This is a genomic window from Rhizobium sp. PAMB 3182 (assembly GCF_052908355.1).
Genome location: NZ_CM128607.1, coordinates 1,728,592 through 1,751,758, shown reverse-complemented (window position 1 = coordinate 1,751,758; position 23,167 = coordinate 1,728,592). Strand labels below are relative to the sequence as shown.

At 62.3% G+C, this 23,167-nt stretch carries 27 protein-coding genes; 16 read left to right on the top strand and 11 right to left on the bottom strand.

The features are described 5' to 3' along the window. Positions 1-95 precede the first annotated feature (95 nt). A complete protein-coding gene (locus ACU5AZ_RS08720) occupies positions 96-509 on the bottom strand; it encodes a DUF3830 family protein (protein ID WP_446825606.1) in 414 nt (137 codons plus the stop codon). 200 nt (positions 510-709) lie between these two features. On the opposite strand from ACU5AZ_RS08720, the gene mbfA reads away from it, so the two are divergent. Beyond that, a complete protein-coding gene (gene mbfA / locus ACU5AZ_RS08715; protein WP_446825605.1) occupies positions 710-1,693 on the top strand; it encodes an iron exporter MbfA in 984 nt (327 codons plus the stop codon). An 85-nt stretch (positions 1,694-1,778) separates the two neighbouring features. Here mbfA and ACU5AZ_RS08710 read toward each other — a convergent pair whose 3' ends face one another. Both ACU5AZ_RS08710 and ACU5AZ_RS08705 read right to left on the bottom strand, forming a co-directional pair. After that, complete coding sequence (locus ACU5AZ_RS08710; RefSeq protein WP_446825604.1) at positions 1,779-2,369, bottom strand: transglutaminase-like cysteine peptidase; 591 nt, start codon at positions 2,367-2,369, stop codon at positions 1,779-1,781. A 133-nt stretch (positions 2,370-2,502) separates the two neighbouring features. Then, positions 2,503-3,279 (bottom strand): alpha/beta hydrolase, encoded by a 777-nt coding sequence (locus tag ACU5AZ_RS08705; protein ID WP_446825603.1) that lies wholly within the window; start codon positions 3,277-3,279, stop codon positions 2,503-2,505. A gap of 211 nt (positions 3,280-3,490) precedes the next feature. Here ACU5AZ_RS08705 and infC point away from each other — a divergent pair, with 211 nt between their 5' ends. The 9 genes from infC (at position 3,491) to pheT (ending at position 10,058) form a co-directional block, all read left to right on the top strand. Continuing rightward, positions 3,491-4,027: a translation initiation factor IF-3 gene (infC, locus tag ACU5AZ_RS08700; protein ID WP_261932012.1), complete on the top strand. Its 537-nt coding sequence runs from the start codon at positions 3,491-3,493 to the stop codon at positions 4,025-4,027. 217 nt (positions 4,028-4,244) lie between these two features. Next, positions 4,245-4,448 carry a 50S ribosomal protein L35 gene (gene rpmI, locus ACU5AZ_RS08695; protein WP_446825602.1) on the top strand — a complete coding sequence of 68 codons (204 nt, stop codon included), beginning with the start codon at positions 4,245-4,247 and terminating at the stop codon, positions 4,446-4,448. Between the two features lie 37 nt (positions 4,449-4,485). Further along, positions 4,486-4,890, top strand: a complete 405-nt coding sequence (gene rplT / locus ACU5AZ_RS08690; protein WP_446825601.1) for a 50S ribosomal protein L20 — start codon at positions 4,486-4,488, stop codon at positions 4,888-4,890. 140 nt (positions 4,891-5,030) lie between these two features. After that, positions 5,031-6,113 carry a phenylalanine--tRNA ligase subunit alpha gene (pheS, locus tag ACU5AZ_RS08685; RefSeq protein ID WP_446825600.1) on the top strand — a complete coding sequence of 361 codons (1,083 nt, stop codon included), beginning with the start codon at positions 5,031-5,033 and terminating at the stop codon, positions 6,111-6,113. Continuing rightward, positions 6,110-6,430 (top strand): DUF2442 domain-containing protein, encoded by a 321-nt coding sequence (locus tag ACU5AZ_RS08680; RefSeq protein WP_446825599.1) that lies wholly within the window; start codon positions 6,110-6,112, stop codon positions 6,428-6,430. Before pheS ends, ACU5AZ_RS08680 begins: the two co-directional genes overlap by 4 nt. Positions 6,431-6,434: 4 nt before the next feature. Continuing rightward, complete coding sequence (locus ACU5AZ_RS08675) at positions 6,435-6,671, top strand: DUF4160 domain-containing protein (RefSeq protein WP_446825598.1); 237 nt, start codon at positions 6,435-6,437, stop codon at positions 6,669-6,671. Then, a complete protein-coding gene (locus ACU5AZ_RS08670) occupies positions 6,652-6,927 on the top strand; it encodes a DUF2442 domain-containing protein (RefSeq protein ID WP_446825597.1) in 276 nt (91 codons plus the stop codon). The genes ACU5AZ_RS08675 and ACU5AZ_RS08670 overlap by 20 nt, the downstream gene beginning before the upstream one ends. Next, positions 6,924-7,556 carry a 3'-5' exoribonuclease domain-containing protein gene (locus ACU5AZ_RS08665; protein ID WP_446825596.1) on the top strand — a complete coding sequence of 211 codons (633 nt, stop codon included), beginning with the start codon at positions 6,924-6,926 and terminating at the stop codon, positions 7,554-7,556. The genes ACU5AZ_RS08670 and ACU5AZ_RS08665 overlap by 4 nt, the downstream gene beginning before the upstream one ends. 72 nt (positions 7,557-7,628) lie before the next feature. Continuing rightward, positions 7,629-10,058: a phenylalanine--tRNA ligase subunit beta gene (pheT, locus tag ACU5AZ_RS08660; RefSeq protein ID WP_446825595.1), complete on the top strand. Its 2,430-nt coding sequence runs from the start codon at positions 7,629-7,631 to the stop codon at positions 10,056-10,058. A 52-nt stretch (positions 10,059-10,110) separates the two neighbouring features. On the opposite strand, the gene ACU5AZ_RS08655 is transcribed toward pheT, so the two are convergent. Together ACU5AZ_RS08655 and ACU5AZ_RS08650 are read right to left on the bottom strand one after the other, a co-directional pair. After that, a complete protein-coding gene (locus ACU5AZ_RS08655) occupies positions 10,111-10,470 on the bottom strand; it encodes a nuclear transport factor 2 family protein (protein ID WP_446825594.1) in 360 nt (119 codons plus the stop codon). 83 nt (positions 10,471-10,553) lie between these two features. Continuing rightward, positions 10,554-11,552, bottom strand: coding sequence for an aldo/keto reductase (locus ACU5AZ_RS08650; RefSeq protein ID WP_446825593.1), 999 nt, complete (start codon positions 11,550-11,552; stop codon positions 10,554-10,556). Positions 11,553-11,661: 109 nt separating this feature from the next. On the opposite strand from ACU5AZ_RS08650, the gene ACU5AZ_RS08645 reads away from it, so the two are divergent. Then, a complete protein-coding gene (locus tag ACU5AZ_RS08645) occupies positions 11,662-12,552 on the top strand; it encodes a LysR family transcriptional regulator (protein ID WP_446825592.1) in 891 nt (296 codons plus the stop codon). Positions 12,553-12,659: 107 nt separating this feature from the next. After that, on the top strand, positions 12,660-13,658 hold the full coding sequence (locus tag ACU5AZ_RS08640; protein ID WP_446825591.1) for a transporter: 999 nt from the start codon (positions 12,660-12,662) through the stop codon (positions 13,656-13,658). On the opposite strand, the gene ACU5AZ_RS08635 is transcribed toward ACU5AZ_RS08640, so the two are convergent. The 3 genes from ACU5AZ_RS08635 to ACU5AZ_RS08625 all read right to left on the bottom strand — a co-directional run bounded on the left by ACU5AZ_RS08635 (position 13,655) and on the right by ACU5AZ_RS08625 (position 15,725). After that, the gene (locus ACU5AZ_RS08635; protein ID WP_446825590.1) at positions 13,655-14,602 is read right to left on the bottom strand and encodes an aldo/keto reductase; all 948 of its coding nucleotides are present in this window, start codon (positions 14,600-14,602) and stop codon (positions 13,655-13,657) included. The two genes, ACU5AZ_RS08640 and ACU5AZ_RS08635, sit on opposite strands and share 4 nt — an antisense overlap. Positions 14,603-14,665: 63 nt before the next feature. Continuing rightward, the gene (locus tag ACU5AZ_RS08630) at positions 14,666-15,154 is read right to left on the bottom strand and encodes a thermonuclease family protein (RefSeq protein ID WP_446825589.1); all 489 of its coding nucleotides are present in this window, start codon (positions 15,152-15,154) and stop codon (positions 14,666-14,668) included. Positions 15,155-15,281: 127 nt separating this feature from the next. Continuing rightward, complete coding sequence (locus ACU5AZ_RS08625; protein ID WP_446825588.1) at positions 15,282-15,725, bottom strand: N-acetyltransferase family protein; 444 nt, start codon at positions 15,723-15,725, stop codon at positions 15,282-15,284. A 130-nt stretch (positions 15,726-15,855) separates the two neighbouring features. Here ACU5AZ_RS08625 and ACU5AZ_RS08620 point away from each other — a divergent pair, with 130 nt between their 5' ends. Together ACU5AZ_RS08620 and ACU5AZ_RS08615 are read left to right on the top strand one after the other, a co-directional pair. Then, positions 15,856-16,842, top strand: coding sequence for a Gfo/Idh/MocA family protein (locus ACU5AZ_RS08620; RefSeq protein WP_446825587.1), 987 nt, complete (start codon positions 15,856-15,858; stop codon positions 16,840-16,842). 100 nt (positions 16,843-16,942) lie between these two features. Next, positions 16,943-17,497 carry a nucleotidyltransferase family protein gene (locus ACU5AZ_RS08615; RefSeq protein WP_446825586.1) on the top strand — a complete coding sequence of 185 codons (555 nt, stop codon included), beginning with the start codon at positions 16,943-16,945 and terminating at the stop codon, positions 17,495-17,497. Positions 17,498-17,509: 12 nt separating this feature from the next. Here ACU5AZ_RS08615 and ACU5AZ_RS08610 read toward each other — a convergent pair whose 3' ends face one another. From ACU5AZ_RS08610 to ACU5AZ_RS08600, 3 genes are read right to left on the bottom strand one after another with little or no spacing between them, the layout of a single operon-like run. Beyond that, positions 17,510-17,881, bottom strand: a complete 372-nt coding sequence (locus tag ACU5AZ_RS08610; protein ID WP_446825585.1) for a transporter — start codon at positions 17,879-17,881, stop codon at positions 17,510-17,512. A gap of 3 nt (positions 17,882-17,884) precedes the next feature. Continuing rightward, the gene (locus ACU5AZ_RS08605; protein ID WP_446825584.1) at positions 17,885-18,577 is read right to left on the bottom strand and encodes a class I SAM-dependent methyltransferase; all 693 of its coding nucleotides are present in this window, start codon (positions 18,575-18,577) and stop codon (positions 17,885-17,887) included. Next, positions 18,577-19,608, bottom strand: coding sequence for a glycosyltransferase (locus ACU5AZ_RS08600; RefSeq protein WP_446825583.1), 1,032 nt, complete (start codon positions 19,606-19,608; stop codon positions 18,577-18,579). Before ACU5AZ_RS08600 ends, ACU5AZ_RS08605 begins: the two co-directional genes overlap by 1 nt. Positions 19,609-19,761: 153 nt before the next feature. On the opposite strand from ACU5AZ_RS08600, the gene ACU5AZ_RS08595 reads away from it, so the two are divergent. Further along, a complete protein-coding gene (locus ACU5AZ_RS08595; RefSeq protein WP_446825582.1) occupies positions 19,762-21,588 on the top strand; it encodes a hypothetical protein in 1,827 nt (608 codons plus the stop codon). 69 nt (positions 21,589-21,657) lie between these two features. Beyond that, the gene (xseA, locus tag ACU5AZ_RS08590) at positions 21,658-23,130 is read left to right on the top strand and encodes an exodeoxyribonuclease VII large subunit (protein ID WP_446825581.1); all 1,473 of its coding nucleotides are present in this window, start codon (positions 21,658-21,660) and stop codon (positions 23,128-23,130) included. Positions 23,131-23,167: the final 37 nt, after the last annotated feature.

Genomic DNA, 23,167 nt, shown 5'->3' with positions numbered 1-23,167 from the left:
AAGTCCGCTCCCGGACACGTTGCAAGACCGGAATCGGCAAAACTAGTACGATTTGCTTATTATATTGATCGGCTATTGCACGACGCGACGCGCGTTCAGGCAAGCTCGAAGCGGATCGGCTGCGCGCCCTTCCACAGCGTCGTCCTGCCAAGCTCGTAAAGCCGGTCGAGACCGTCGGTGATCGTGATGAAGTGGTTGCCGGCAAGCTGTCCAGCTTTGGAGGCGAAGCAGACATTGCCGTAGGCAATCAGTATTTCCGTCTCGCTGACGCCGCCTGGATAGAGGATGACCTGACCGGGTGAGGGGTAGCTTGTCGCATCCTCGTAGCCGACGCCGAAATCCCGATCGCCGAGCGGGATCCACACCCCTTCGCCGCTCCAGCGCACATGCACGATCTGGCTTTCGAAGGGCATTGCCTTGCGAAAGGCCGCGACGGTTGCCGGCGCGCGCTTGTCCTCGAAGCGGGCCGGGAACTGGAAGGGGCCTGCGTGAATGATGAGACCTGGCATGGCGGTTTCCTTCCTGAAGGCTTCGATGTCTACGCTTTTGTGAGAACTCTTCTCACGCAGATGCGAAACTTTCAATCATCCGGCAGGCATCCCAGCGGGCAGCGGTTAAACGTCGCAAAAGCCTCATTGTCCGCGCGCCGGGTGTTGACGCTTGTGGGGCACGGGACTAAATTTAGAATAATTCTAAATTGAGGTTTTCCATGCTGCGTCTTTTTTCCCCATCCAAGAAGTCCTTTGAATCCCTGAGCGAGGAGGAGGTCCTGGGTCTGGCCATCTCCTCGGAGGAGGATGACGCGCGCATCTACCGTGCCTATGCCGCGATGTTGAAGGACCGGGCGCCGCAGTCCGCCAAGGTGTTTGAGGACATGGCCCTGGTGGAAGTCACCCACAAGAACATGCTGATCGACATGTTTCGCCGCCGCTTTGGCGAGGAGATCCCGCTGATCCGCCGCGAGCACGTCCGCGGCTTTCCCGAGCGCAAGCCGGACTGGCTGATGCAGACCATGTCGCTGGAAAAGATGCGCGACCAGGCCGAGGCCATGGAAGCGCAGGCCTACCGCTTCTATACCGAGGCGGCCAAGCGTACCTCGGACGCCTCGACCCGCAAGCTCTTGGATGAACTGGCGCTGGCCGAGCAGGGGCACGAGGAAACCGCCCACATGCTGACCGAACGCCATCTCGGTGACGGCGCGCGCGAGGAGGAGGACCAGGCCGAACACAAGCAGTTCGTCCTGACCTATGTGCAGCCCGGTCTTGCCGGCCTGATGGATGGGTCCGTCTCCACGCTGGCGCCGATCTTCGCGGCGGCCTTCGCCACCGGCGACACGTGGCAGACCTTCCTCGTCGGCCTGTCGGCCTCCGTCGGCGCGGGCATCTCCATGGGCTTTACTGAAGCCGCACACGATGACGGCGTCATCTCCGGCCGCGGATCGCCGATCAAGCGCGGCCTGGCGTCGGGCATCATGACGGCGATCGGCGGTCTCGGTCACGCCCTGCCGTACCTCATCCCGCATTTCTGGACCGCGACGGCGATTGCCGCGGTGGTCGTGTTCGTCGAACTCTGGGCGATCGCCTTCATTCAGAACAAGTACATGGAAACGCCGTTCCTGCGCGCCGCCTTCCAGGTCGTGCTCGGCGGCTCGCTCGTGCTTGCCGCCGGCGTCCTGATCGGCAATTCGGGTTAAGCGCAGAGCGTGAAATCCGACAGAGCGAATGCGAAAAAGCGCCCGGCGAGCACCGGGCGCTTTTTCGTAAGTCAGATCGAAAGGTTTACTTGAGCGCGCCGACCAGCACTTCGTCGGAGTTCTCGATCGTCACCCACCGGCCCGAATTGAAGGCCGCCTGGCGCTTCAGATAGGTGTAGGGTGTGTCCGACCAGAGCTTCACCTGGTTGTCGAGATTGTCGAGGATGTAGTCGCCTTCGGACGTCCGGAGCGTCAGCACCGCGTGGCCCTCGCCGTCCGGCTTGCGCACGACGGTGATCAGCAGGTCCTGCGCGCCAAAACCCTTTTCCATCAAGAGCTTCTGCTTCAGCAGGACAAAGTCCTCGCAGTCACCGGCGGTCGTCGGGTAGGCCCAGACTTCCTCGCGGCCGTAGAGCTCCTCGTCGGTCATCGGCACGATCGTCGTGTTGACGGTGGTGTTGATCTTGCGGATCACGTCCCAGCCATAGGCGGTGATCTTCGGCGCCGGCTCGACCTTGCTGCGGATGCTGCACTCGGCCTTGTTGATCTTGCAGAATTCGTAATGGCCGATCGGCTGGGAGGTGATGTTGCCGGTGATCATCGCACGCAGCTTGTTTTGTGCCGGCATAGCGATGTTGGCGGATGCCAGTATGGCCATGATGGCCACGAAAAGCATGGTTTTGCCTGATCCGGTCATGATCAACCCGTCCCCTAATTCTTAACAAAGAGTTAAGAACGTCGAGGCGGGTCGAGTCAATCGTTATGACTTCGTTAACCATGGCCGATTGGGCTTATGGTTAAAATTGAAGTTATTCTGCAACCATGCCTTCGACGGCCGCAAGCATGCGCTCGATGTCCTGCGGGCGCGACAGCCGGTGGTCACCGTCGCGGATGAGGGTCATGACCACGTCGTCGGCCGGAAGATGATTGAGAAGCTTCAGCGCGTGGGCGTAGGGCACGTCCGGGTCCTGCATGCCCTGCAGGATGTGGACGGGGCATCCCGTTTCGATGATCCCGTCGAGCACGCGGTTCTGCCGCCCGTCCTCGATCAGCGCACGGGTGAAGACGTTCGGATCGTCGCTGTATTCGGACGGCTCCTCGAAATAGCCACGCTCGGCAAGCGACGCCCTTTCCGCCTCCGTCAGAGCGGGCTCGATGAGCTCATAGGTAAAGTCCGGCGCCGGGGCGATCAGCACGATGCCGGCAAGCTGCCCGGCGTCCCCGCGCTTCTTCATCTCTTCGACGACGCGCAGGGCAACCCAGCCGCCGAGCGAGGAGCCGACAAGGATCATCCTATTCTTTATATAATGGTCGATGACGGCCAGCGCCTCTTCCAGCCAGAGCGAGATGGTGCCGTCGCGATAGTCGCCGCTCGACTTGCCGTGACCCGAATAGTCGAACCGGACGCAGCCGAGCCCGTTCTCCTCGGCGAAATGGTCCAGCTCGATCGCCTTGGTTCCGTCCATGTCGGAGCGGTAGCCGCCAAGCCAGACGAGCGTCGGCGCATCCGTCGCGTCGGTGGCCGGGCGTGCCGCAACAGCGATCCTGCGTTCGGGCGATGAGGTGGCAAGGGTCAGGAATTCCATGTCGATTTTATCCGCTCCGCTTTGCTTTTGAGGGCATGAGGGTTGAATTTTCCTCGTGTTAAACCAGATTCTGTCTCCTGCGGACAGGTGGTGATTTTTTCTTGAAGGCGTGCTATTGACTTCACCGGGGTAATCACGACATTGCCGCGAAAAGCGGAGTTATCCGCATCTATTCGACCGTCATCTGCAATAGTTTGAGGAGAACACGACCATTCGCAGACCTTTCAAAGCCGGCGCACCGACCAGCGAGGGCCCTCGCGCCAACGGGGACATCCGCGTTCCCAAAATCCAGCTCATCAACGATGAAGGCCAGAATCTCGGCGTCGTTTCCACCGATGAAGCACTGGCGCTTGCCGAACAGGCGGGTCTCGACCTCGTCGAAATCTCTCCGAATTCCGAACCTCCGGTCTGCAAGATCCTCGATCTGGGCAAGCTGAAGTATCAGAACCAGAAGAAGGCCGCCGAGCAGCGCAAGAAGCAGAAGGTCATCGAGATCAAGGAGATCAAGATGCGCCCGAACATCGACACCCATGACTACGAGGTGAAGATGAAGGCGATGAACCGCTTCTTCGAGGAAGGCGACAAGGTCAAGGTCACGCTGCGTTTCCGTGGTCGTGAAATGGCGCACCAGGAACTCGGCATGAAGCTCCTGATGCAGGTCAAGGACGACACGGCGGAAATCGCCAAGGTCGAGGCCGAGCCGAAGCTCGAAGGCCGTCAGATGATGATGGTTCTCGCTCCGCGCTGAGCTGAATTAAGACCGATTTTGCTCGAAGCCGCTCGTCATGGGGCGGCTTTTTGCATTCCGGGAAACAAAGCGCCGGACCCGGCTTGCACTTTCAAAGCCTTGCGGTTATAAGCGCGCGTTCCGAACGGTCCGGCAGGGCATGCCGAGGCCGTTCTTAATGCTGTCGGACCTGCCTCTTCAACGGGTCCGCGACCAATATGAAGAACGGAGTAGCAAAATGCCCAAGATGAAGACGAAATCGTCCGCCAAGAAGCGGTTCAAGATCACCGCGACCGGCAAGGTCGTCGCGGCTGCCGCCGGCAAGCGCCACGGCATGATCAAGCGGTCCAACAAGTTCATCCGCGACGCACGCGGCACGATGGTTCTCGCCGAAGCAGACGGCAAGAAGGTCGTGAAGAACTACCTGCCCAACGGTCTCTGAGACTTTCGGCATTTTTGGATTTTAAGGAGATCATGACATGGCACGTGTAAAACGCGGCGTAACCGCTCACGCCAAGCACAAGAAGACCCTCAAGGCAGCCAAGGGCTTTTACGGCCGCCGCAAGAACACCATCCGCACCGCCAAGGCTGCGGTTGATCGCGCCAAGCAGTACGCTTACCGCGACCGCAAGGTCAACAAGCGCAACTTCCGCGCTCTGTGGATCCAGCGTATCAACGCCGCTGTGCGCGAATTCGGCCTGACCTACGGCCGCTTCATCGACGGCCTCAACAAGGCTGGCATCGAAGTCGACCGCAAGGTTCTCTCCGACATGGCGATCCATGAGCCGGAAGCATTCGGTGCGCTCGTTGCTGCCTCCAAGAAGGCGCTTGAGTACCTGAAGTCGGAAGGCACCACCAACGAGTTTGAACGCGCAGTCGGCTAAGACCAGCGCTTCCCAAGCTTGCACTTTATCAGAATTGGGAAACCCGCGCTGGCAGGGCCAGCGCGGGTTTTTCTGTTGTCAGGGTCCTGCTGGCGGATTAAGCAATGCGCCGGCAGACGATTAGGAAAGTTTTGAGAAACATGTCCGACCTGGAAATTTTGAAGACATCGCTGATGAGCGACATTGCCGCGGCCCTTGACGAAGGCTCGATCGAAGCGGTCCGCGTATCGGCTCTCGGCAAGAAGGGGTCCATCTCCGAGCTTCTGAAGACGCTCGGCAAGATGTCGCCGGAAGAACGCAAGACCCGCGGCGCCGAGATCAATGCGATGCGCGACGAGGTCGCCGAGGCGATTGCCGCCCGCAAGTCCGATCTGAAGGCCGCCGCCATCGCCGAACGCCTGAAGGCCGAGACGGTGGACGTCTCGCTGCCGGTGCGTTCCTCCCCGGCCGAGCGTGGCCGCATCCATCCGATCAGCCAGATCGTCGACGAGATCACGGCGATCTTCGGCGACATGGGCTTCTCGATCGCGGAAGGCCCGGACGTCGAGACGGACTACTACAATTTCACAGCGCTGAACTTCCCGGAAGGCCATCCGGCCCGCGAGATGCACGACACCTTCTTCTTCGGCGCCGATGAAAAGGGCGAGCGCAAGGTGCTGCGCACCCACACCTCGCCGGTGCAGATCCGCACCATGGAGGCCCAGGAGCCGCCGATCCGCATCATCATTCCCGGCAAGACCTATCGCCAGGACAGCGACGCCACGCACTCGCCGATGTTCCATCAGGTCGAGGGCCTGGTGATCGACAAGAAGGCGAACGTCGCCAATCTGCGCTGGGTGCTGGAAGAATTCTGCAAGGCCTTCTTCGAGGTCGACAGCGTGACGATGCGTTTCCGCCCGTCCTTCTTCCCCTTCACCGAGCCGTCCTTCGAGGTCGACATCCAGTGCGACCGCTCCGGCCCGATCGTGAAGTTCGGCGAAGGCACCGACTGGATGGAGATCCTCGGCTGCGGCATGGTGCATCCGAACGTCCTGAAGTTCGGCGGGATCGATCCCGACGAGTATCAGGGCTTTGCCTGGGGCATGGGCCTCGACCGCATCGCCATGCTGAAATACGGCATGCCGGACCTGCGCGACTTCTTCAATGCGGACGCGCGCTGGATGACCCATTACGGCTTCCGTCCGCTGGACATGCCGACGCTGTTTGCAGGTCTGTCGTCGTGACGTCGGTGGCCCCCGACGATCACCGCCGGCAGCCTGTCGACGCCATGTGCGACGACAGCTACCTGCACGTGGAACTGGCCGACGGCCGGGTCATCTCCGTGCCGGTCGGCTGGGCGCCGGCGCTGGAAGCGGCGACGCCGACCGAACGCAACGCCATGGAGTTCATGTCGGCCAGCGTCTTCTGGCCGGAGCTCGGCGCGGAAATCGCGGTTGCCGACCTGCTCGCCGGCGAAGCCGCCGTCAAGGCCGCCGTCGCCCCGCAGGCCGAACTCGAAGCAGATGCATTGTTGAGATCCGTATCGGAAAGAATGGGCTGATCCGATGCCGACCTTGTTGATCTGGCATGGTTATAAGTTCCGGTTTTACGCTGCTGACGGTCCGGAGCCACCGCATGTCCACGTCATCAAGGATGGCAAATCAGCCAAGGTTTGGCTGGAAAGCTTGGAGATGGAATACGGACACGGCTATAATAGTCGGGAGATTGCCGAATTCTCCGGGAAGATTGCAGAGCACCGCAAAGAGTGGATGGAGAAGTGGAATGACTTCTTTGGAATTTGAAACCGAGGAGATGCGACCGGTGAAGGCTTGGTGCACGGAGCACGATGTGCACGTGACGTTGGCTGATGGCCGCACAATATCCACGCCTCTCTGGTGGTATCCGTTCTTGCGCGATCTCGATGTGGGTCAGCTGAACAGTATCGAACTGATGCACGAAGGCATCTGGTGGGATGCTGTTGATGAGGGAATTTCGGTCAAGAGCATGTTTCTCGGCTGGCGTGCGCCTGGTGCGAAGGCACCGGAGAAGGCGGCATGAGCGAACTCGTGCACTATTTTGTAACCGATATCGAGACGGATGGTCCGGATTGCGCAAAGCACTCTATGCTGAGTTTTGCGACGGTCGTTGTCCGTCAAGACGGCACTATTTGCGGAGAATTTGAGGCGGCGATGACGCCGCGTGCAGATCGGAACACCGATCCCCGGACCATGAATTGGTGGGCGACTCAGCCGGAGGCTTGGGAAGCCGCAACATCAAATGCGGAAGCACCGGAAAAGGTGATGACGAAGTATGCAGATTGGATCGAGAGCATTGAAGGCAAGCGCGCCTTTGCCGCTCGTCCCTTGATGTTCGACGGGATCTGGATCGATCGCTACTTACGCGATTTCGCTGGTTGTTTCGTGCTTGATGTCGCTCACTGGGGACGCTGCCTGTTCAACGAAAGTCCACTCGACATTGGCACATTCATGGCGGGTGTTTTCGGACGTGTGAACATGCTCGCCGGCAACCATGGGATACCCGAGGATTGGCTTGGAGATCACAAGCACACCCATCGAGCGATTGACGATGCGCGCGGATACGCGAGCGTCCTGCAGCGACTGCTGCGACTTGCCTCCCAACGTCCGCGCCTGCTGGATGATTACCTTGATGCCGAACCGGTGGGATGATCCGGCAAAAGACTGACATGAATGAGGAGGGCCGAGCGGCCTTTCAAACGCGATGACACGGAAGATCGACCAATGAAATTCACACTCTCCTGGCTCAAGGAACACCTTGAAACCGAAGCAACGCTCGATGAGATCTGCGCCCGCCTGACGATGATCGGGCTGGAGGTCGAGGATGTCGACGACCGGGCGGCCTTCAAGCCTTTCGTCATTGCGAAGGTTCTCTCGGCGGAGAAGCATCCGGAAGCCGATCGCCTGAAGGTGCTCTCGGTCGATGCCGGCGACGGCAAGCCGGTGCAGATCGTCTGCGGCGCGCCGAATGCGCGGGCCGGCCTCGTCGGTGCGTTGGCGCGGCCGGGCGACTACGTGCCGGGCATCGATGTCACCCTGTCGGTCGGCAAGATCCGCGGTGTCGAAAGCCACGGCATGATGTGCTCCGAAAAGGAGCTGATGATCTCCGACAATCACGACGGCATCATCGACCTGCCGGATAACGCGCCGGTCGGCACCTCCTACGCCGCCTATGCCGGCCTTGACGATCCGGTCATCGAGATCAACCTGACGCCGAACCGGCCGGACTGCACCGGTGTCTTCGGTATCGCCCGCGATCTCGCCGCCTCCGGCCTCGGCAAGCTGAAGACCCGCCCCGCGCCGTCCTTCGCCGTCGAAGGCGAGACGCCGGTCAAGGTCACACTCGATTTTTCCGCCGAAGACAAGCATCTCTGCCCGGGCTTCGCGCTGCGCCTGGTGCGCGGCGTCAAGAACGGCCCGAGCCCCGTCTGGATGCAGAAGCGGCTGAAGGCGATCGGGCTGCGTCCGATCAACGCCCTGGTCGACGTCACCAATTACATGACCTTCGACCAGGGCCGTCCGCTGCACGTCTTCGACGCCGCCAAGGTCGCCGGCAACCTCACGGTCCGCCGTGCGAAGGACGGCGAGAAGGTGCTGGCGCTCGACGAGCGCGAATACGAGCTCAATCCGGCCAACGTCGTCATCGCCGATGACAACGGCATCGAGTCGATCGGCGGCATCATGGGCGGGGAGCATTCCGGTTGCGACGAGAATACCGTCGACGTGCTGATCGAATCGGCGCTCTGGGACACGATGAACATCGCCAAGTCCGGCCGCGCCCATGGCATCATCACCGATGCGCGCTACCGCTTCGAGCGCGGCGTCGATCCGGAATATATGGTTCCGGGCATCGAGCGCGCCACCGAGCTGGTGCTCGAGCTTTGCGGCGGCACGCCGGCCAAGCTCGATGTCGTCGGCTATGACGGATACAAGGGCAAGGTCATTGACTTCCCGTTTGCGGAAGTGAAGCGCCTGACCGGTCTCGACGTCCACGCCGAGGAAAGCGCCAAGATCCTGACGTCGCTCGGCTTTGGAGTGACGACGAAGGGTGACCGTGCCGATGCGACCGTTCCCTCCTGGCGTCCCGACGTCGAGGGCAAGGCCGATCTGGTGGAAGAGGTTCTGCGCATTCACGGTGTCGACCGGGTGTCCGGCGCGCCGCTCGAAAGCTTCGGTGCCGTCAACGGCAAGATCCTGACGACGCTGCAGATCCGCACCCGCACGGCCAAGCGGGCGCTTGCCGCGCGCGGCATGCTGGAAGCCGTCACGTGGTCGTTCATCTCCGAAGATCAGGCAAAGCTCTTCGGCGGCGGCTCGGCAAAGCTGAAGCTTGCCAACCCGATTGCCGCCGACATGTCGGACATGCGTCCGTCGCTGCTGCCGGGTCTCATTGCCGCCGCCCAGCGCAATGCCGACAAGGGCTATGGCGACGTGGCGATCTTCGAAGTGTCCGGCACCTACGAGACCGACACGCCCGACGGCCAGCGTCGCGTTGCCGGCGGCATCCGCCGTGGCACCGCTTCGCTTGCGGGCTCCGGCCGCATGTGGTCGAACGCGGCCAAGGGCGGCGGCAAGCCGGTCGACGTCTTCGACGCCAAGGCCGATGCGCTTGCGGTGCTCGAAGCCTGCGGCCTGCCGATGGGCAACATCCAGATCGAGCAGGGCGGACCGGAATGGTTCCACCCCGGCCGCTCCGGCACCATCAAGATGGGCCCGAAGATCATGCTCGGCTACTTCGGCGAGTTCCACCCGCTGACGCTGAAGGCCATGGACGCCACCGGCGCGCTCTGCGGCTTCGAAGTCTATATCGACGCCATGCCGGAACCGAAGAAAAAGGCGACCCGCACCAAGCCGGCGCTCGACCTTTCGCCCTTCCAGGCGGTCAAGCGTGACTTCGCCTTCGTGGTCGACAAGTCGGTCGAAGCCGGCGCCATCCTGCGCGCCGCCACCGGTGCCGACCGCAAGCTGATCACCAGCGTCAACGTCTTCGATATCTTCGAGGGCGCGTCGCTCGGCGAAGGCAAGAAGTCGATTGCGATCGAAGTGGCGATCCAGCCGGCTGAGCGCACGCTAACGGACGAGGATTTCGAGGCTCTGTCGGCCAAGATCGTCGCCAATGTCGAAAAGACCACCGGCGGCGTGCTGCGCGCCTGATCGCGGACCGATTGATAGAACTGAAAACGGCCGGCGTTTCGCCGGCCGTTTTTCATGGATGGATGTGATAGACCTTGCTGACGATCTGCCAGTGCCCGCCGACCTTCAGCAGGGACAGGAGATCGGTGAAGCGCAGGCCGGCGAAATCGTCGCTCACCCTGGCGCTGGCGGTATCGCCGGTCACGTCGATCGACTGGATGTCCATGAAGGGCTGGCTGGCCGGATCAGCGGGCTTTTCGGCGAGCACCGCCTCGATGAAGGCGTCGCGCGTCAGCCATTCCACGGCGCCCTGATAGTTTCCGATGATCGAGGCCTGCGGATGGAACGCCTTCTTCAGCGCGCCCGCATTGCCGAAGGCCATGCCTTCCACATAGAGATGAACGACGGTTTCAACGGCCTGTCTGTCACTCATGGCGGTCCTCCCGGTCCGAATGTGCAATGGAATTCTAGCACATTCGGGCCGGAAAGGCATTCAGCGGGTTAAGGGCGTCCCGTTCAGCGATTGACCATCGCCGACATCGCTTCCGGATAGCGGTTGCCGGCGACATTGTCGGGGGCAAAGGCGTCGGCAAGCCGGTCTAGGTCGCCTTGAGCCAGCTCGACGTCGGCGGCGGCCGCGTTCTGTTCCAGATGCGCGATCCGCCGGGCGCCGGGGATGGGAACGATCATGTCGCCCTGGGCCAGAACCCAGGCAAGCGCCACCTGCGCGGCGGTCGCCTGCTTCTCGGCGGCGATCTCCTCGACGATGGCGACCAGCCGGGCATTGGCGTCCATGTTCTCCTTCTGGAAGCGCGGCAGGGTCAGGCGGAAGTCATTGGCCGCAAGCCCTTCGGTCGAGCGCATCTTGCCGGTCAGGAATCCGCGACCGAGCGGGCTGAAGGGCACGAAGCCGATGCCGAGCGTGCGGCAGGCATCCAGTACGTCGTTGCTTTCGACATCGCGGGTCCAGAGCGAGTATTCGCTCTGCAGGGCGGTGATCGGATGGACGGAATGCGCCTTGGCGAGTGTCTCGGCGGAAACCTCCGACAGACCGATGTGGCGCACCTTGCCTTCCTTCACCAGCTCGGCCATCGCGCCAACGGTGTCCTCGATCGGCACGGTCGGGTCCATGCGGTGCAGGTAGAAGAGATCGATGACGTCGGTGCCGAGCCGCTTCAGCGAGGCTTCGGCCACCTCGCGGGCATGCTCCGGTCGCCCATCCGTGCCGGCAAGCGCCTGTGCGCCCGAGCGTTCGGGATCGATCTTGAAGCCGAACTTGGTGGCGATCACCACCTTGTCTCGCATAGGCTTCAGCGCCTTGCCGACCAGGACTTCATTGGTGAAAGGTCCGTAGGCCTCTGCCGTGTCGAAGAAGGTCACGCCGATGTCGAAGGCGCGGTGCAGCGTCTTGACGGATTCTGCCCCGTCATAGCCGCCATAGGCATGGCTCATGCCCATGCAGCCAAGGCCGATGGCGGAAACGGAAAGGCCTTGTCCAAGCGTTCTGGTTTTCATGACAATCTCCTGTGTCTCGGGCGTTCTTGGGATGGGGCGAACTATAGGCCGATGGCGCAGGACTGATAATCCGTGCAATTGGCAATAAGTTGTTCTAAATAATAGACCAATGAACCGCACCTATCTCTCCCAGCTCGCCGTCTTCGCCGCCGTCGCCAAGGCCGGCAGCTTTCGCGCCGCCGCCCGCGAACTCGAGATCGCGCCGTCCGCCGTCAGCCATGCCATCGGCAGTCTCGAGGAAAGCCTAGGCGTCCGGCTGCTTGCCCGCACCACCCGCAGCGTCCGGCCGACGGAGGAAGGGGAGCGCCTGCTGGCGACGGTTGCGCCGGCCTTTGCGGAAATCGACGCCGGCCTTTCCGCCATCGCCGACAGCGGTGATCGGCCCGCGGGGCCGCTGCGCATTACCATGCCGCTTCTCGCGGCGGAGGATCTGGTCGTGCCGAAGCTCGGCGAATTCGTCGCTCGCTATCCGGATATCGAGCTGGACATCCGCACCAATGACCGGTTCGAGGATATCGTCGAGAACGGTTTCGACGCCGGTCTTCGGCTCGGCGAGCATCTCGAGGCCGACATGATCGCCGTCAAGGCAAGCGGTCCATGGCGCGGCATTGTGGTGGGGTCACCTGACTATTTCGCGAAACATCCGAAGCCGCTGCACCCCGGCGACCTGATCCACCATCGCTGCATCCGCAGGCGGTTCTCCAGCGGCCGCATCTACCGATGGGAATTCGAAAAGGACGGCAAGGCGATCGAAGTGGACGTGCGCGGTCCGGTCATCCTGTCCGACCAGCGCCTGATGCGTTCCGCCGCGCTCGACGGCGCCGGTCTCGCCTATGTGTTCGACCGCCGCATCGAGGAGGATCTCGCAGAAGGCCGGCTGATCGCGGTGCTGGAGGATTGGAGTCCGCCCTTCGACGGCTTCCACATCTATTATCCCACCCGCCGGCAGATGCGGCCCGCGCTGCGCGCCTTCATCGACTTCTTCCGCCACTCCGGCTGATGCTGCGGCTGATTGCGGCAGGTCTTTTCTGCCCGACGGGCCTTGCACATTCGGCCCGGTTGCGGAATGTCTAGGGCGAACCGAAATGCCAGCTTCGTGAGTGTTTGATGCAGATCGTCGAAACCGAAATTCCCGGTCTGATCTGGGCCTGCGGCATGCTTCCCGGCGCGGAGAAGCCGGCCATGCTGAAGGAGGAAACACTGCCGGCGGCACTGGCAGCGTCGGAGGGCTTCGTCTGGTTGCATCTCAACCTCGCCGATGTACGTGTCGCCGATTACCTCGCCACTCTCTCGGATCTGACCGAACCGGCGCTGGTCGCGCTGACCGCACGCGACAGCCATCCGGCGGTCAACGTCGACGAAGGCTCGCTCTACGGAACGCTGATCGACTACCAACGCGAGTTCGATCGGCACACCCGCGATCTCGGCCGGCTGCACTTTGCCATCTGCGGTCGGCTGATCGTCACAACGCGCGTTCACCCGCTGCGCAGCCTCGACCGAGTGCGCGCGGCCATCGAGAAAAGCCCGTCCAAATTCGCCCTTCCGATCGACGTCTTCGAGCAGCTCGTCGCCGAGGTCCAGCGCACCATGTTCCAGCTGGTGCTGGAGTTCACCGAGGAGTTGAACGAGATCGAGGATGCCGTCTACGGCCACAAGCCGCGGGAAGGGCAGGTGCCGCTGCAGCCGCTGCGCCGCTCGATCGTCCGTCTCCATCGCTATCTGCGCACGATGCTGACCGCCATGCGCCATGCCGCGGCCTGGGACGAGGAGGAAATGCCGGAAGGCTTTGACGAAGCTGCCGCCCGCCTGATCAGCCGGCTCGAGGCTGCCGACCATGAGGTCTCCGCCTTGCAGGACCGCGCTCGTCTTTTGCACGAAGAGGCGGATTCCCGCCTCTCCGCCGAGACCAACCGCCACCTCTACATCCTGTCGGTGATGACGGCTTTCCTTTTGCCGCCGACGCTCGTCACCGGCTTCTTCGGCATGAATACGCCGGGCCTGCCGTTTTCCCACGACGGGTCGAGCGGCACGATGTGGGCCTTCGGCCTGATCATCGCCTCCACCGTCGCCGCCTGGTGGCTGCTGCGCCGGGCCGGAATTCTCTAGCCGGCTTCGTCCAGCGCGCGCATCTGCTCGTCCGTCAGCTGCAGGGAGGCCGCCTTCACCAGACTGTCGAGCTGCGCCTTGCTGGTGGCGCTGGCAATCGGCGCAGTAAGGCCACGCTTACGCAAAAGCCAAGCGATCGCGATTTCCGCCGGCTTGGCTTCGGTCTCCTCGGCCACCCGGTCGAGCGCGCCGAGGATGGCGAAGCCGCGCTCGTCGAGATAGCGGGCGGCGCTGCCGCCACGGCTCTTGCCTTCCGTATCCGCCTTCGAGCGGTATTTGCCGGTGAGAAAGCCCGCCGCCAGCGCATAGAAGCTGATGACGCCGATCTCTTCCTTCACGCAAAGGTCCGCAAGCGGTCCCTCGAACAGGCCGCGATTGTGCAGATTGTACTCCGGCTGCAGCACGTCGTAGCGCGGCAGGCCGGCCTTACTCGCGGCAGCAAGCGACTGCGAGAGCTGAGAGGCGTCGAGGTTGGAGGCGCCGATCGAGCGGATCTTGCCCTGTTCCTTCAGCTTCGCCATGGCGCCAAGCGTTTCCTCGTAAGGCGTATCCGGGTCCGGAAAATGCGCGAGATAGACGTCGATGTAGTCGGTCTGCAGGCGTTTGAGCGAAACCTCCGCCGCCTGCAGGATCCATTTTTCCTTGAGCCGCTTCTGGTCGCCCCACATGGGATGGCCGACCTTGGTGATGATGACGGACTTCTCCCGCGCCACCTTGTGCGCCTTCATCCACCGTCCGATGATTTCCTCGGACTCGCCGCCGCCATGTCCTTCGACCCATGCGGAATAGACGTCTGCGGTGTCGATGGCGTTGAATCCGGCATCGAGCCAGGCGTCCAGCAGGGAGAACGAGGTCTGCTCGTCTGCCGTCCAGCCGAACACGTTGCCGCCGAAGACGATAGGTGAAATCCGGATGCCGGTCCGGCCGAGGTCGCGATACTGCATGGGTGGGATCCTGTCTCGAAGAGGGTGTGGGTGGAGAAGAGTGTAGGGCGCGGCGGCCGCCGATCAACCGCACCAGGGCCGGCGCTTGCCGGTCCATTTGCGCGCGAGCCCTTCCTCGACCAATACTTCCCCCGCCGATTTCCCGTCGATCATCACCACGCGCAGCTTGCGGCCGTATCGGTCACGGTCGCGGCTTCCGAGGGGGCGGAGTTCGAAATCGTTGGCGGCCAGCAGTTGCGACAGCCGCTCGGTGGCGCGATCGCCGAGCTCCTGTTCCCGCTGGCAGCGCGACGGATGGGTTTCCGGCGCGTCGATATCGGCGATGCGGATCTTCTCGCCGCCGAAATAGAATGTGTCGCCATCGACGACGCAGTCCGTATGCTTTCCATGCCCGCAGAGGCGATAGGGCCTCTTGGCCGGCACGGGCGCGCTCTGTCCGGCCTCGGGCAGGAACCGGCTGGCGATGGCCGATGCCGTATCCGGATGCAGGAAGACCAGCGAACTGACCGCGCCGATGCCGACGCCGATGAGCGTCGACACAAGCTTCGCCAAACGGCCGGACCATCTCGAAGATGGTCGCGCTCGGTGATGTGATCGAAGTCGCAGTGGAATCAGCTTACCCATGCGGGCAGGCTAGGCGGCGAGACCTTACGCGACGGTTACCATCGATTAGACGAAGTCACACCTTGATGCGATAGCGCACATAATCATCGGTATCTGCGAATGTGTCATAGAGCCGCCGGGCCGCGGTATTATCTGTCTCGGTGTGCCAATAGAGCCGCGACCAACCGCGATCCCGGCAGAGCGCGATCAGATCCTCGATCAGCGCCCGGCCTACGCCCTGGCCGCGAACGCTTTCCTCGACGAAGAGGTCTTCCAGATAGCAGTCGGGCGCAATGCTCCAGGTCGAATCGTGAAAGTGATGGATGGCGAAGCCGACCAGCCTGCCGTCCACATCGGCCACCCTGATCGATACCCGCGAGCCGGGATCGAGAATGCGCGACCATGTGGAGGCGGTCACCTCTTCGCTGAGATCAGTCCTGTAGAAAGCCAGATAGGCATCCCACAGCGCGCGCCATGCCTCTTTGTCCGCAGCGTCCACGTCCCGGATCGTCATGCTCATTCGTGTCATACTCCGTTTGTTCGCAATCGGTAGGCGCGGAGGCCAAGCATGTCAATTCACGGTCAGCGCCATTGCCTTTGCGGGAGGCCGAAACTAAGTTGGCCGCAAATCAGGGACATAGGAGGACGGCATGCTGCGTTTCGGAATTCTCTCGACGGCCAAGATCGGTCGTGAGCTGGTCGTTCCGGCCATTCAGGACGCCGAAAACTGCGTGGTGACGGCCATTGCCAGCCGCGATCTGTCGAAGGCCCGCGCGATGGCCGACCGCTTCTCCGTCCCGCATGCTTTCGGATCGTATGAGGAAATGCTCGCGTCCGACGTCATCGACGCCGTCTATATTCCGCTGCCGACTTCGCAGCACATCGAATGGTCGATTAAGGCGGCCGACGCGGGCAAGCACGTTCTGTGCGAAAAGCCGATCGCATTGAAGGCCGCCGAGATCGACGACGTCATCGCCGCGCGCGACCGCAACAAGGTGCTGATCTCGGAAGCCTATATGGTCACCTATTCGCCGGTTTGGCGGAAAGTCCGCTCGCTGCTGTCAGAAGGCGCGATCGGCAAGCTGCGCCATGTCCAGGGCGCCTTCACCTATTTCAACCGCGATCCCGGCAACATGCGCAACATCCCGGCGCTCGGTGGCGGCGGTCTGCCGGATATCGGCGTCTACCCGACGATCACCACGCGCTTCTCGACCGGCATGGAGCCGCTGCGCGTGCAGGCGACGACTGAGCGCGATCCTGAATTCGGCACCGACATCTACTCTTCCGTCCGGGCCGATTTCGGCTCGTTCGAACTGAGCTTCTACATTTCCACCCAGCTTGCCGCCCGCCAGGTCATGGTCTTCCACGGCACGGAAGGTTTCATCGAGGTCAAGTCGCCCTTCAACGCCGACCGTTACGGCGCCGAAGAGATCGAGGTGACCAACCAGAGCCATGGCGAGTCGCGCCTGTTCCGCTATCAGGACGCCCGCCAGTACCGGTTGGAGGCGGAAGCCTTCGCCCGCGCGGCGGCCGGCGAGGACGCCGAAGTGGTCTCGCTGGAAAGTTCGAAGAAGAGCCAGCTCTTCATCGACGCCATCTACCGCGCCAGCGACAAGGACGGCTGGGAAGCCGTCTGAGCGCCAGTGCCGGCTTTGCCTCGGCGATGGGAATCATGCTGTTCTCGACGGCATGAACCATCTTCGTTTCGCCGGGGCCTCTCCGGAAGAACAGACTGACGTGCTGAAAGACATCATCCTGTCGGAGGATTGGCTCGTTGACGCCTTGCGCCGGCTGGACGGCATGGGCCTCACCGACAGCTGGATCGTCGCCGGTGCGCTCTACAATATGGCGTGGAACCGCCTGACAGACCGTCCATCGCTTCGCGGTATCAAGGATGTCGATATCTTCTATTTCGACGATCACGATCTCACCTACGAGGCGGAGGATCGTGTCATCCGGCGCGCGGCAGAGGTGTTCCCCGGCATGGCGGTACCTGCGGAGGTCCGCAACCAGGCGCGGGTCCATCTGTGGTTCGGCCGGCATTTCGGGTTTGACATCGAACCGATCGCGGACTGCCACGATGCCGTGTCCCGCTTCTCGTCGGTCGCCTATTGCGTCGGCGCCCGCCTGGACGAAACCGGCGATCTGCAAATCATGGCGCCTTTCGGTCTCGACGATCTGTTCTCCTTCCGCATCCGGCCCAACCGTTACTACGAGAACCGCGAGACCCATGAACGCAAGGCGGAGAGGGCCCTGTCGCTCTGGCCGGAACTGACTGTCGAACCGTGGTGAACCTTTTGCTGGTTACACCGCAGCCCCGCCGTTGATGGCGATCAGGCCGCCGAAAATCAGCGCGACACCGATGAAATAGCGAAGCGGCAAGGCTTCGCCGAGGAGCAGGTGCGCCAATAGAGGCACGAAGCAGAATGTCAGCCCCATGAAGGAATAGGCGAGCGTCAGCGGCACCTGCTTCAGCACGAAGATCCAGACGACCGTGCCGGCTCCATAGAGGGCCAGGGCAGCGATGAATGTCGGGTTCAGCATCAGTGCGGCGAGCCCGGCGACATTCATTCCGGCTGTCGTGGAACTCACCAGCTTGAAAAGCACCTGGCCGATCGCAATCAGCAAAGGTGTGCCGATGAGGCCCGCCCAGATCATAATGGGAAAACTCGGCATCCCTCAGTCCCGATCTTCAGAGTAGAAGATGTCGCGTCCGATATCGATGCAGACATGGCGATCGGGAACCGGATGCATGGCGCGCAGGAACGAGTGCGTATACGGGAAGAAGTTGAAGTGCGGGTTGAAGGTGTAGCGATACTCCCGTTCCCGCGGCACCACGATGATCAGGCGTTTCCGCGTGATCCGACGCAGTTCGGCGATCGCCTCCCGATATTCGAGAATATGTTCGATGACGTGGGTGCAGATCACGGTGTCGAACTCCTTGTCGGCAAACGGCAGGCTTTCGATCTTCGCTGCGACATATTCGATGCCGTTGATCCTGGATGCATCGTCGATGACGAAGTCGACACCGGCAAGACGTTGGAACTTGCCTAACTGGCGTATGCGGCTGAGGAGGGCACCTGTGCCGCAACCGACATCGCAGACACTGTCGCCCTCGATCGAGGCAACGATGCGCTTGATGCAGGCTTCCGAATTGTCCGTGCCCTCGTGCACCCGTGGGTGTTTCCGATAGAGGTCGGCATATTCCTCGGCGGTCAGGAAAGGCGCGCGGGCTCTGAAGTCCGCGAGATGGTCAATATGATTGCCCCATGCGGCCTTGGCGCTCCACCTGAACAGGTTCGAGTCCCGGATGAACGGCGGCAGGATCTCTTCGAGAACGAACCGCAGCCTGTTGGTATTTTCTCTGTTCATCAGATGCTCTTTTTGACGAGGCCCATGGTGAAATCGCTCTGTGGCATGGCGTCCTCCGTGCCACTTCCGGCGAAGAAATTCTTGCTGGCGACGCTCCTTTCCGGACCAAGGCTGAGATAGTGGATCCGCAGATGGTCGACACGCGACCGCGCCACGGAATCGAGGATCAGCCCGGCGGTGAACACCATGAAGGAGATCATGATCAGGGCCATGGCCAGCACCCAGGTCGGCAGGCGGTCAACGAGGCCGGTCTCGAAATATTCCAGGAGCACCGGCGTCATGAAGCTGAGGCTCGCCGCCATGAAGAAGGCGCTGATGATGCCGAAGAACACGAATGGGCGGGTTTCCTTCATCAGCATGGCGAACATCCAGAGGATCTTGCCGCCGTCCTTGAAGGTCGAGAGCTTCGAATGCGAGCCCTCGGGCCGGCGTCCATAATCGAGCTCCAGTTCGCAGACCGGCATCTTCAGACGCGAGGCATGAACCGACATCTCGGTCTCGATCTCGAAGCCGTCCGAGACCGCCGGGAAGCTCTTGGCGAAACGTCGCGAGAAGGCGCGGTAGCCGGAAAAGATGTCGGTGAAATCCGTGCCGAAGATTGTCCTGTAAAGGATATTGAAGACACGATTGCCGAAGGCATGGCCCTGCCGCCCGGCATCGTCATGCACGCCGCGGCGCGTGCCGACGACCATGTCGGCGCGCTCGGTGATGAGGGTGCGAACCAGCTCCTCGGCATCTTCCGGTGCGTATGTCCCGTCGCCGTCGGCCATGATGTAGATGTCGGCATCGATATCCGAAAACATGCGACGGACGACATGGCCCTTACCCTGACGTCGTTCACGCACAACGGTTGCGCCGGCATGCTTCGCTCTCAACGCCGTGTCGTCTGTGGAGTTGTTGTCATAGACATAAATGTTCGCGCCCGGCAGGGAGGTCTTGAAGCCGCTGACAACGTCGGCGATCGTCGTTCCCTCATTGTAGCAAGGCAAGAGGACTGCGATGCTGTAAGCGATGCTGTCGGGTTGACTCATGATGTCCGCTCGATCGGGGTTGGCGCTCAACGCGCGTGAAGCGCATCCGCAGGTATGATCATCCGTTTTACTATTTCTTGAGAAGGTTAAGGCTAGGTTTCGGACGTCTCAAGAACAAGCGGAAGGTCCGGAAAGATGACGGATTTGGTCGGGATGTCTGAAACTGCCGAACATCACGGATCTGCCTCACGGTCGAAAACCGTCTTCCGCAACAGCTACGGACCGGTCTGTCTTCTTTATGCCGTCGCACTTGTCGCACTGCTTGTGATCATGACCTGGTTCAGGGCGACCGATTATCTCGGCCCTGACAACGACGATGCCCTGCGCCTGGTAGAGGTGCGCGACCTTTTGAACGGCCAGGGCTGGTTCGATATGATGCAGTACAGGCTCGGCCTCGACGGCGGCACGCTCATGCACTGGTCGCGCTTCATCGATCTGCCGATTGCCGCGCTCATTTCCTTCTTCTCGCTTTTCCTGTCTCCGCAGAACGCGGAGATCGCCGGCGTCGCCGCCTGGCCGCTGTTGCTGGCAGTCGCCCTGCAGTTCGTTCTGGGGCTTGCGGCTCTGCGTGCCGGCGGCATGCGCGCCCTGCATGCGGCCCTTATCCTCAACATTTTCCAAACTGCGCTGTTTGGCCGCTTCCGGCCGGGTGCCATTGATCATCACAATGCTCAACTGGTCCTGGTCGGGCTCATCGCTGCCATGCTTCTTGATCCCGGCAAACGGGCGATGAGCTATGCCGTGGCTGGCGTCTGCGCCGGAATCGCGATCGCCATCGGCGTGGAAACGACGCCGTTCATCGCCGCCGTCTGCGCCATGGTTGCGCTGCAATGGCTTTGGGACGGCCAGCGTGACATGGCGAGAGCTGCCGAGGCTTTCGGGCTTTCCCTGTTGGTCACGGTCACCGCCGCATTTTTCCTGACTGTCCCGCCGGCGCGCTATTCCGTTGTGACCTGCGACAATCTCTCGCTCGGCTTTTTTGCCCTAGCGTCGATCGGTGGCGCCTCCCTGTTTCTCGCCGCCCGTCTAGCCAGCGAAGCGCGCTTTGCCGTCCGTCTCGCTGCCCTCGCCGGCATCGGGGCGGCCGTCGCGGCGTCAGCCTTGTTGATCGCGCCGCAATGCCTGCACAATCCGCTTGCCGACCTCGATCCAATGCTCGTCAAGCTCTGGCTGAACTCCGTGACCGAGGCGCAGTCCATCGTCTCCCAGTCACGTTTCAAGCCAGAGAGCATCGGGCTCTATTTTGCCGTTCCGGTCTTTGCCGTCGCGGTCTGCCTTGCGCGTCTCTATCTTCGCGATCGGGTCGCGATGCACCTGGTGATGCTGGCTCTCATATCGGTCAACCTGGTCATCGGCTGTATTCAGCTGCGTTCCATGTTCTTTGCCAATTTCCTCGCCCTGCTGCCGTTGGCGGTGCTCGCCGGCGAACTGCATGCGAAATCCAGGCGGGAGCCGCAGAATCTCGGCCTTGGCATGGTCTTCGTCGCGACGGTCCTGCTCTCCGCCGTATCGACCTGGGGTCTCATCGAACCGGTCTACAACAAGGTTCGGGGCGTCGACGCCAAGGCCGAGGGCAAGGATGGTGCCGGCCTCACCTGCCGCACGGGTGACGATATGCAGCAACTGGCGATGCTTCCCGCCGGCACTGTGGCGAGTGCGTCGAATGTCGGCGCGCCGATCCTGCGCTTTACCGATCACCGCGTTCTCTCCGCCCCTTATCACCGCAATGTCGGCGGTATGTTGGCCGAACTGCACATTGGCATGGCGCAGCCGAATAAGGCCGAGGCCCTGCTGCGGGACGCCGATGTCAGGTACATCGCCTTCTGCGACACCGACCCGCAGACAGAGCAGCTGATGACGCTTGAGCCCGGCGGGCTCTATGCCGAGTTGCAGAAGGGCGAGGTGCCGGGCTATCTCAAGGCGCTTCCGGTGGATCCGAAATCGGGTATCCGCATATTTGAAGTGGCGCCGGGCTCTTAGCGCTTTCGGCTGCTAGTCGCTTCCCTGTCGGGTCTGTTCACGACCGCATGCCTTCGGCATGATGGCGCCATGAGCAATATCTTCGATACCGATTCGCCCTCCAACCTGGCCGAATATTCCGTTTCCGAACTGTCGGGCTCGATCAAGCGCACGATCGAGACGGCCTTCGATCAGGTGCGTGTGCGCGGCGAGATTTCCGGCTATCGCGGGCCGCACTCCTCCGGTCATGCCTATTTCACCCTGAAGGACGACAAGGCCCGCATCGACGCGGTTATCTGGCGCGGTAATTTCACACGGCTTCGCTTCAAGCCCGAGGAAGGCATGGAGGTGATTGCCACCGGCAAGGTCTCCACCTTCCCCGGTTCGTCGAAATACCAGATCATTATCGAGACCCTGGAACCGGCCGGTGCCGGCGCGCTGATGGCGCTTCTGGATGAGCGCCGCCGCAAGCTCGCCGCCGAAGGACTGTTCGACCAGGAGCGCAAGAAGCCGCTTCCCTACCTTCCGCGGGTGATCGGCGTCGTCACCTCGCCGACAGGCGCGGTCATCCGCGATATCCTGCACCGCATCTCGGACCGCTTTCCGGTTCACGTCGTCGTCTGGCCGGTCAAGGTCCAGGGCGAGGGATCCGGCGAGGAAGTGGCCAACGGCATTCGCGGCTTCAACGCGTTGAAGCCCGGCGGGCCGATCGCGCGGCCGGATGTGCTGATCGTCGCCCGTGGCGGCGGCAGCCTTGAAGACCTCTGGAGCTTCAACGACGAGATCGTCGTACGTGCCGCAGCCGAAAGCACCATCCCGCTGATATCCGCCGTCGGCCATGAGACCGACTGGACGCTGATCGATCATGCCGCTGACATCCGCGCCCCGACCCCGACCGGTGCCGCCGAAATTGCCGTTCCGGTCAAGGCGGATCTCGAGGCGGAAGTCGCCAGCCTGACGGCCCGGCTGCAAGGTGCCGTCTCCCGCCAGATGGACAATCGCGGCCAGGCGCTGCGGGCGCTGGTGCGCGCTCTGCCGTCGCTGGACCAGTTGCTGGCGCTCCCGCGCCGGCGCTTCGACGAGGCCGCCGCGCGCCTGGGCCGCGGTCTGGAGATGAGTACGATCAACAAGCGCCGGACCTATGAGCGGGCCGCCTCAGGCCTCGCCACGCTGCCGGTCCGGCTGCTCGGGCAGATGGAACGGTCGCGCGACCGGGTGCAGGCGCTTTCCGCCCGTGCCGATGGCGCGATCGACGTCCGTATTGCACGGCGCAAGGATGCGCTCGCCGCCCATGGCCGCATACTGAATTCCCTGTCCTACAAGAACGTGCTGGCGCGGGGCTACGCCGTCATCCGCGATGCCGAGGATCGGCCTTTGCCGCGGGCGGCCATGCTCGCCGAGGGGCAGGCGTTCCAGGTCGAGTTCGCCGATGGCCGCGTGCAGGCCGTGGCTGGCGAGGGCGGCGGTCCGGAGGCTCCGCCATCGAAGCCCAAGGCCGCGCCAAGGAAAGCTGCAGCAAAGCCGGCCAAGACCGATCCGCCGAAACAGGGCAGCCTGTTCTAGGGGATCATCAGGCCGTCCTGCCGATCAGCCCTCGTAG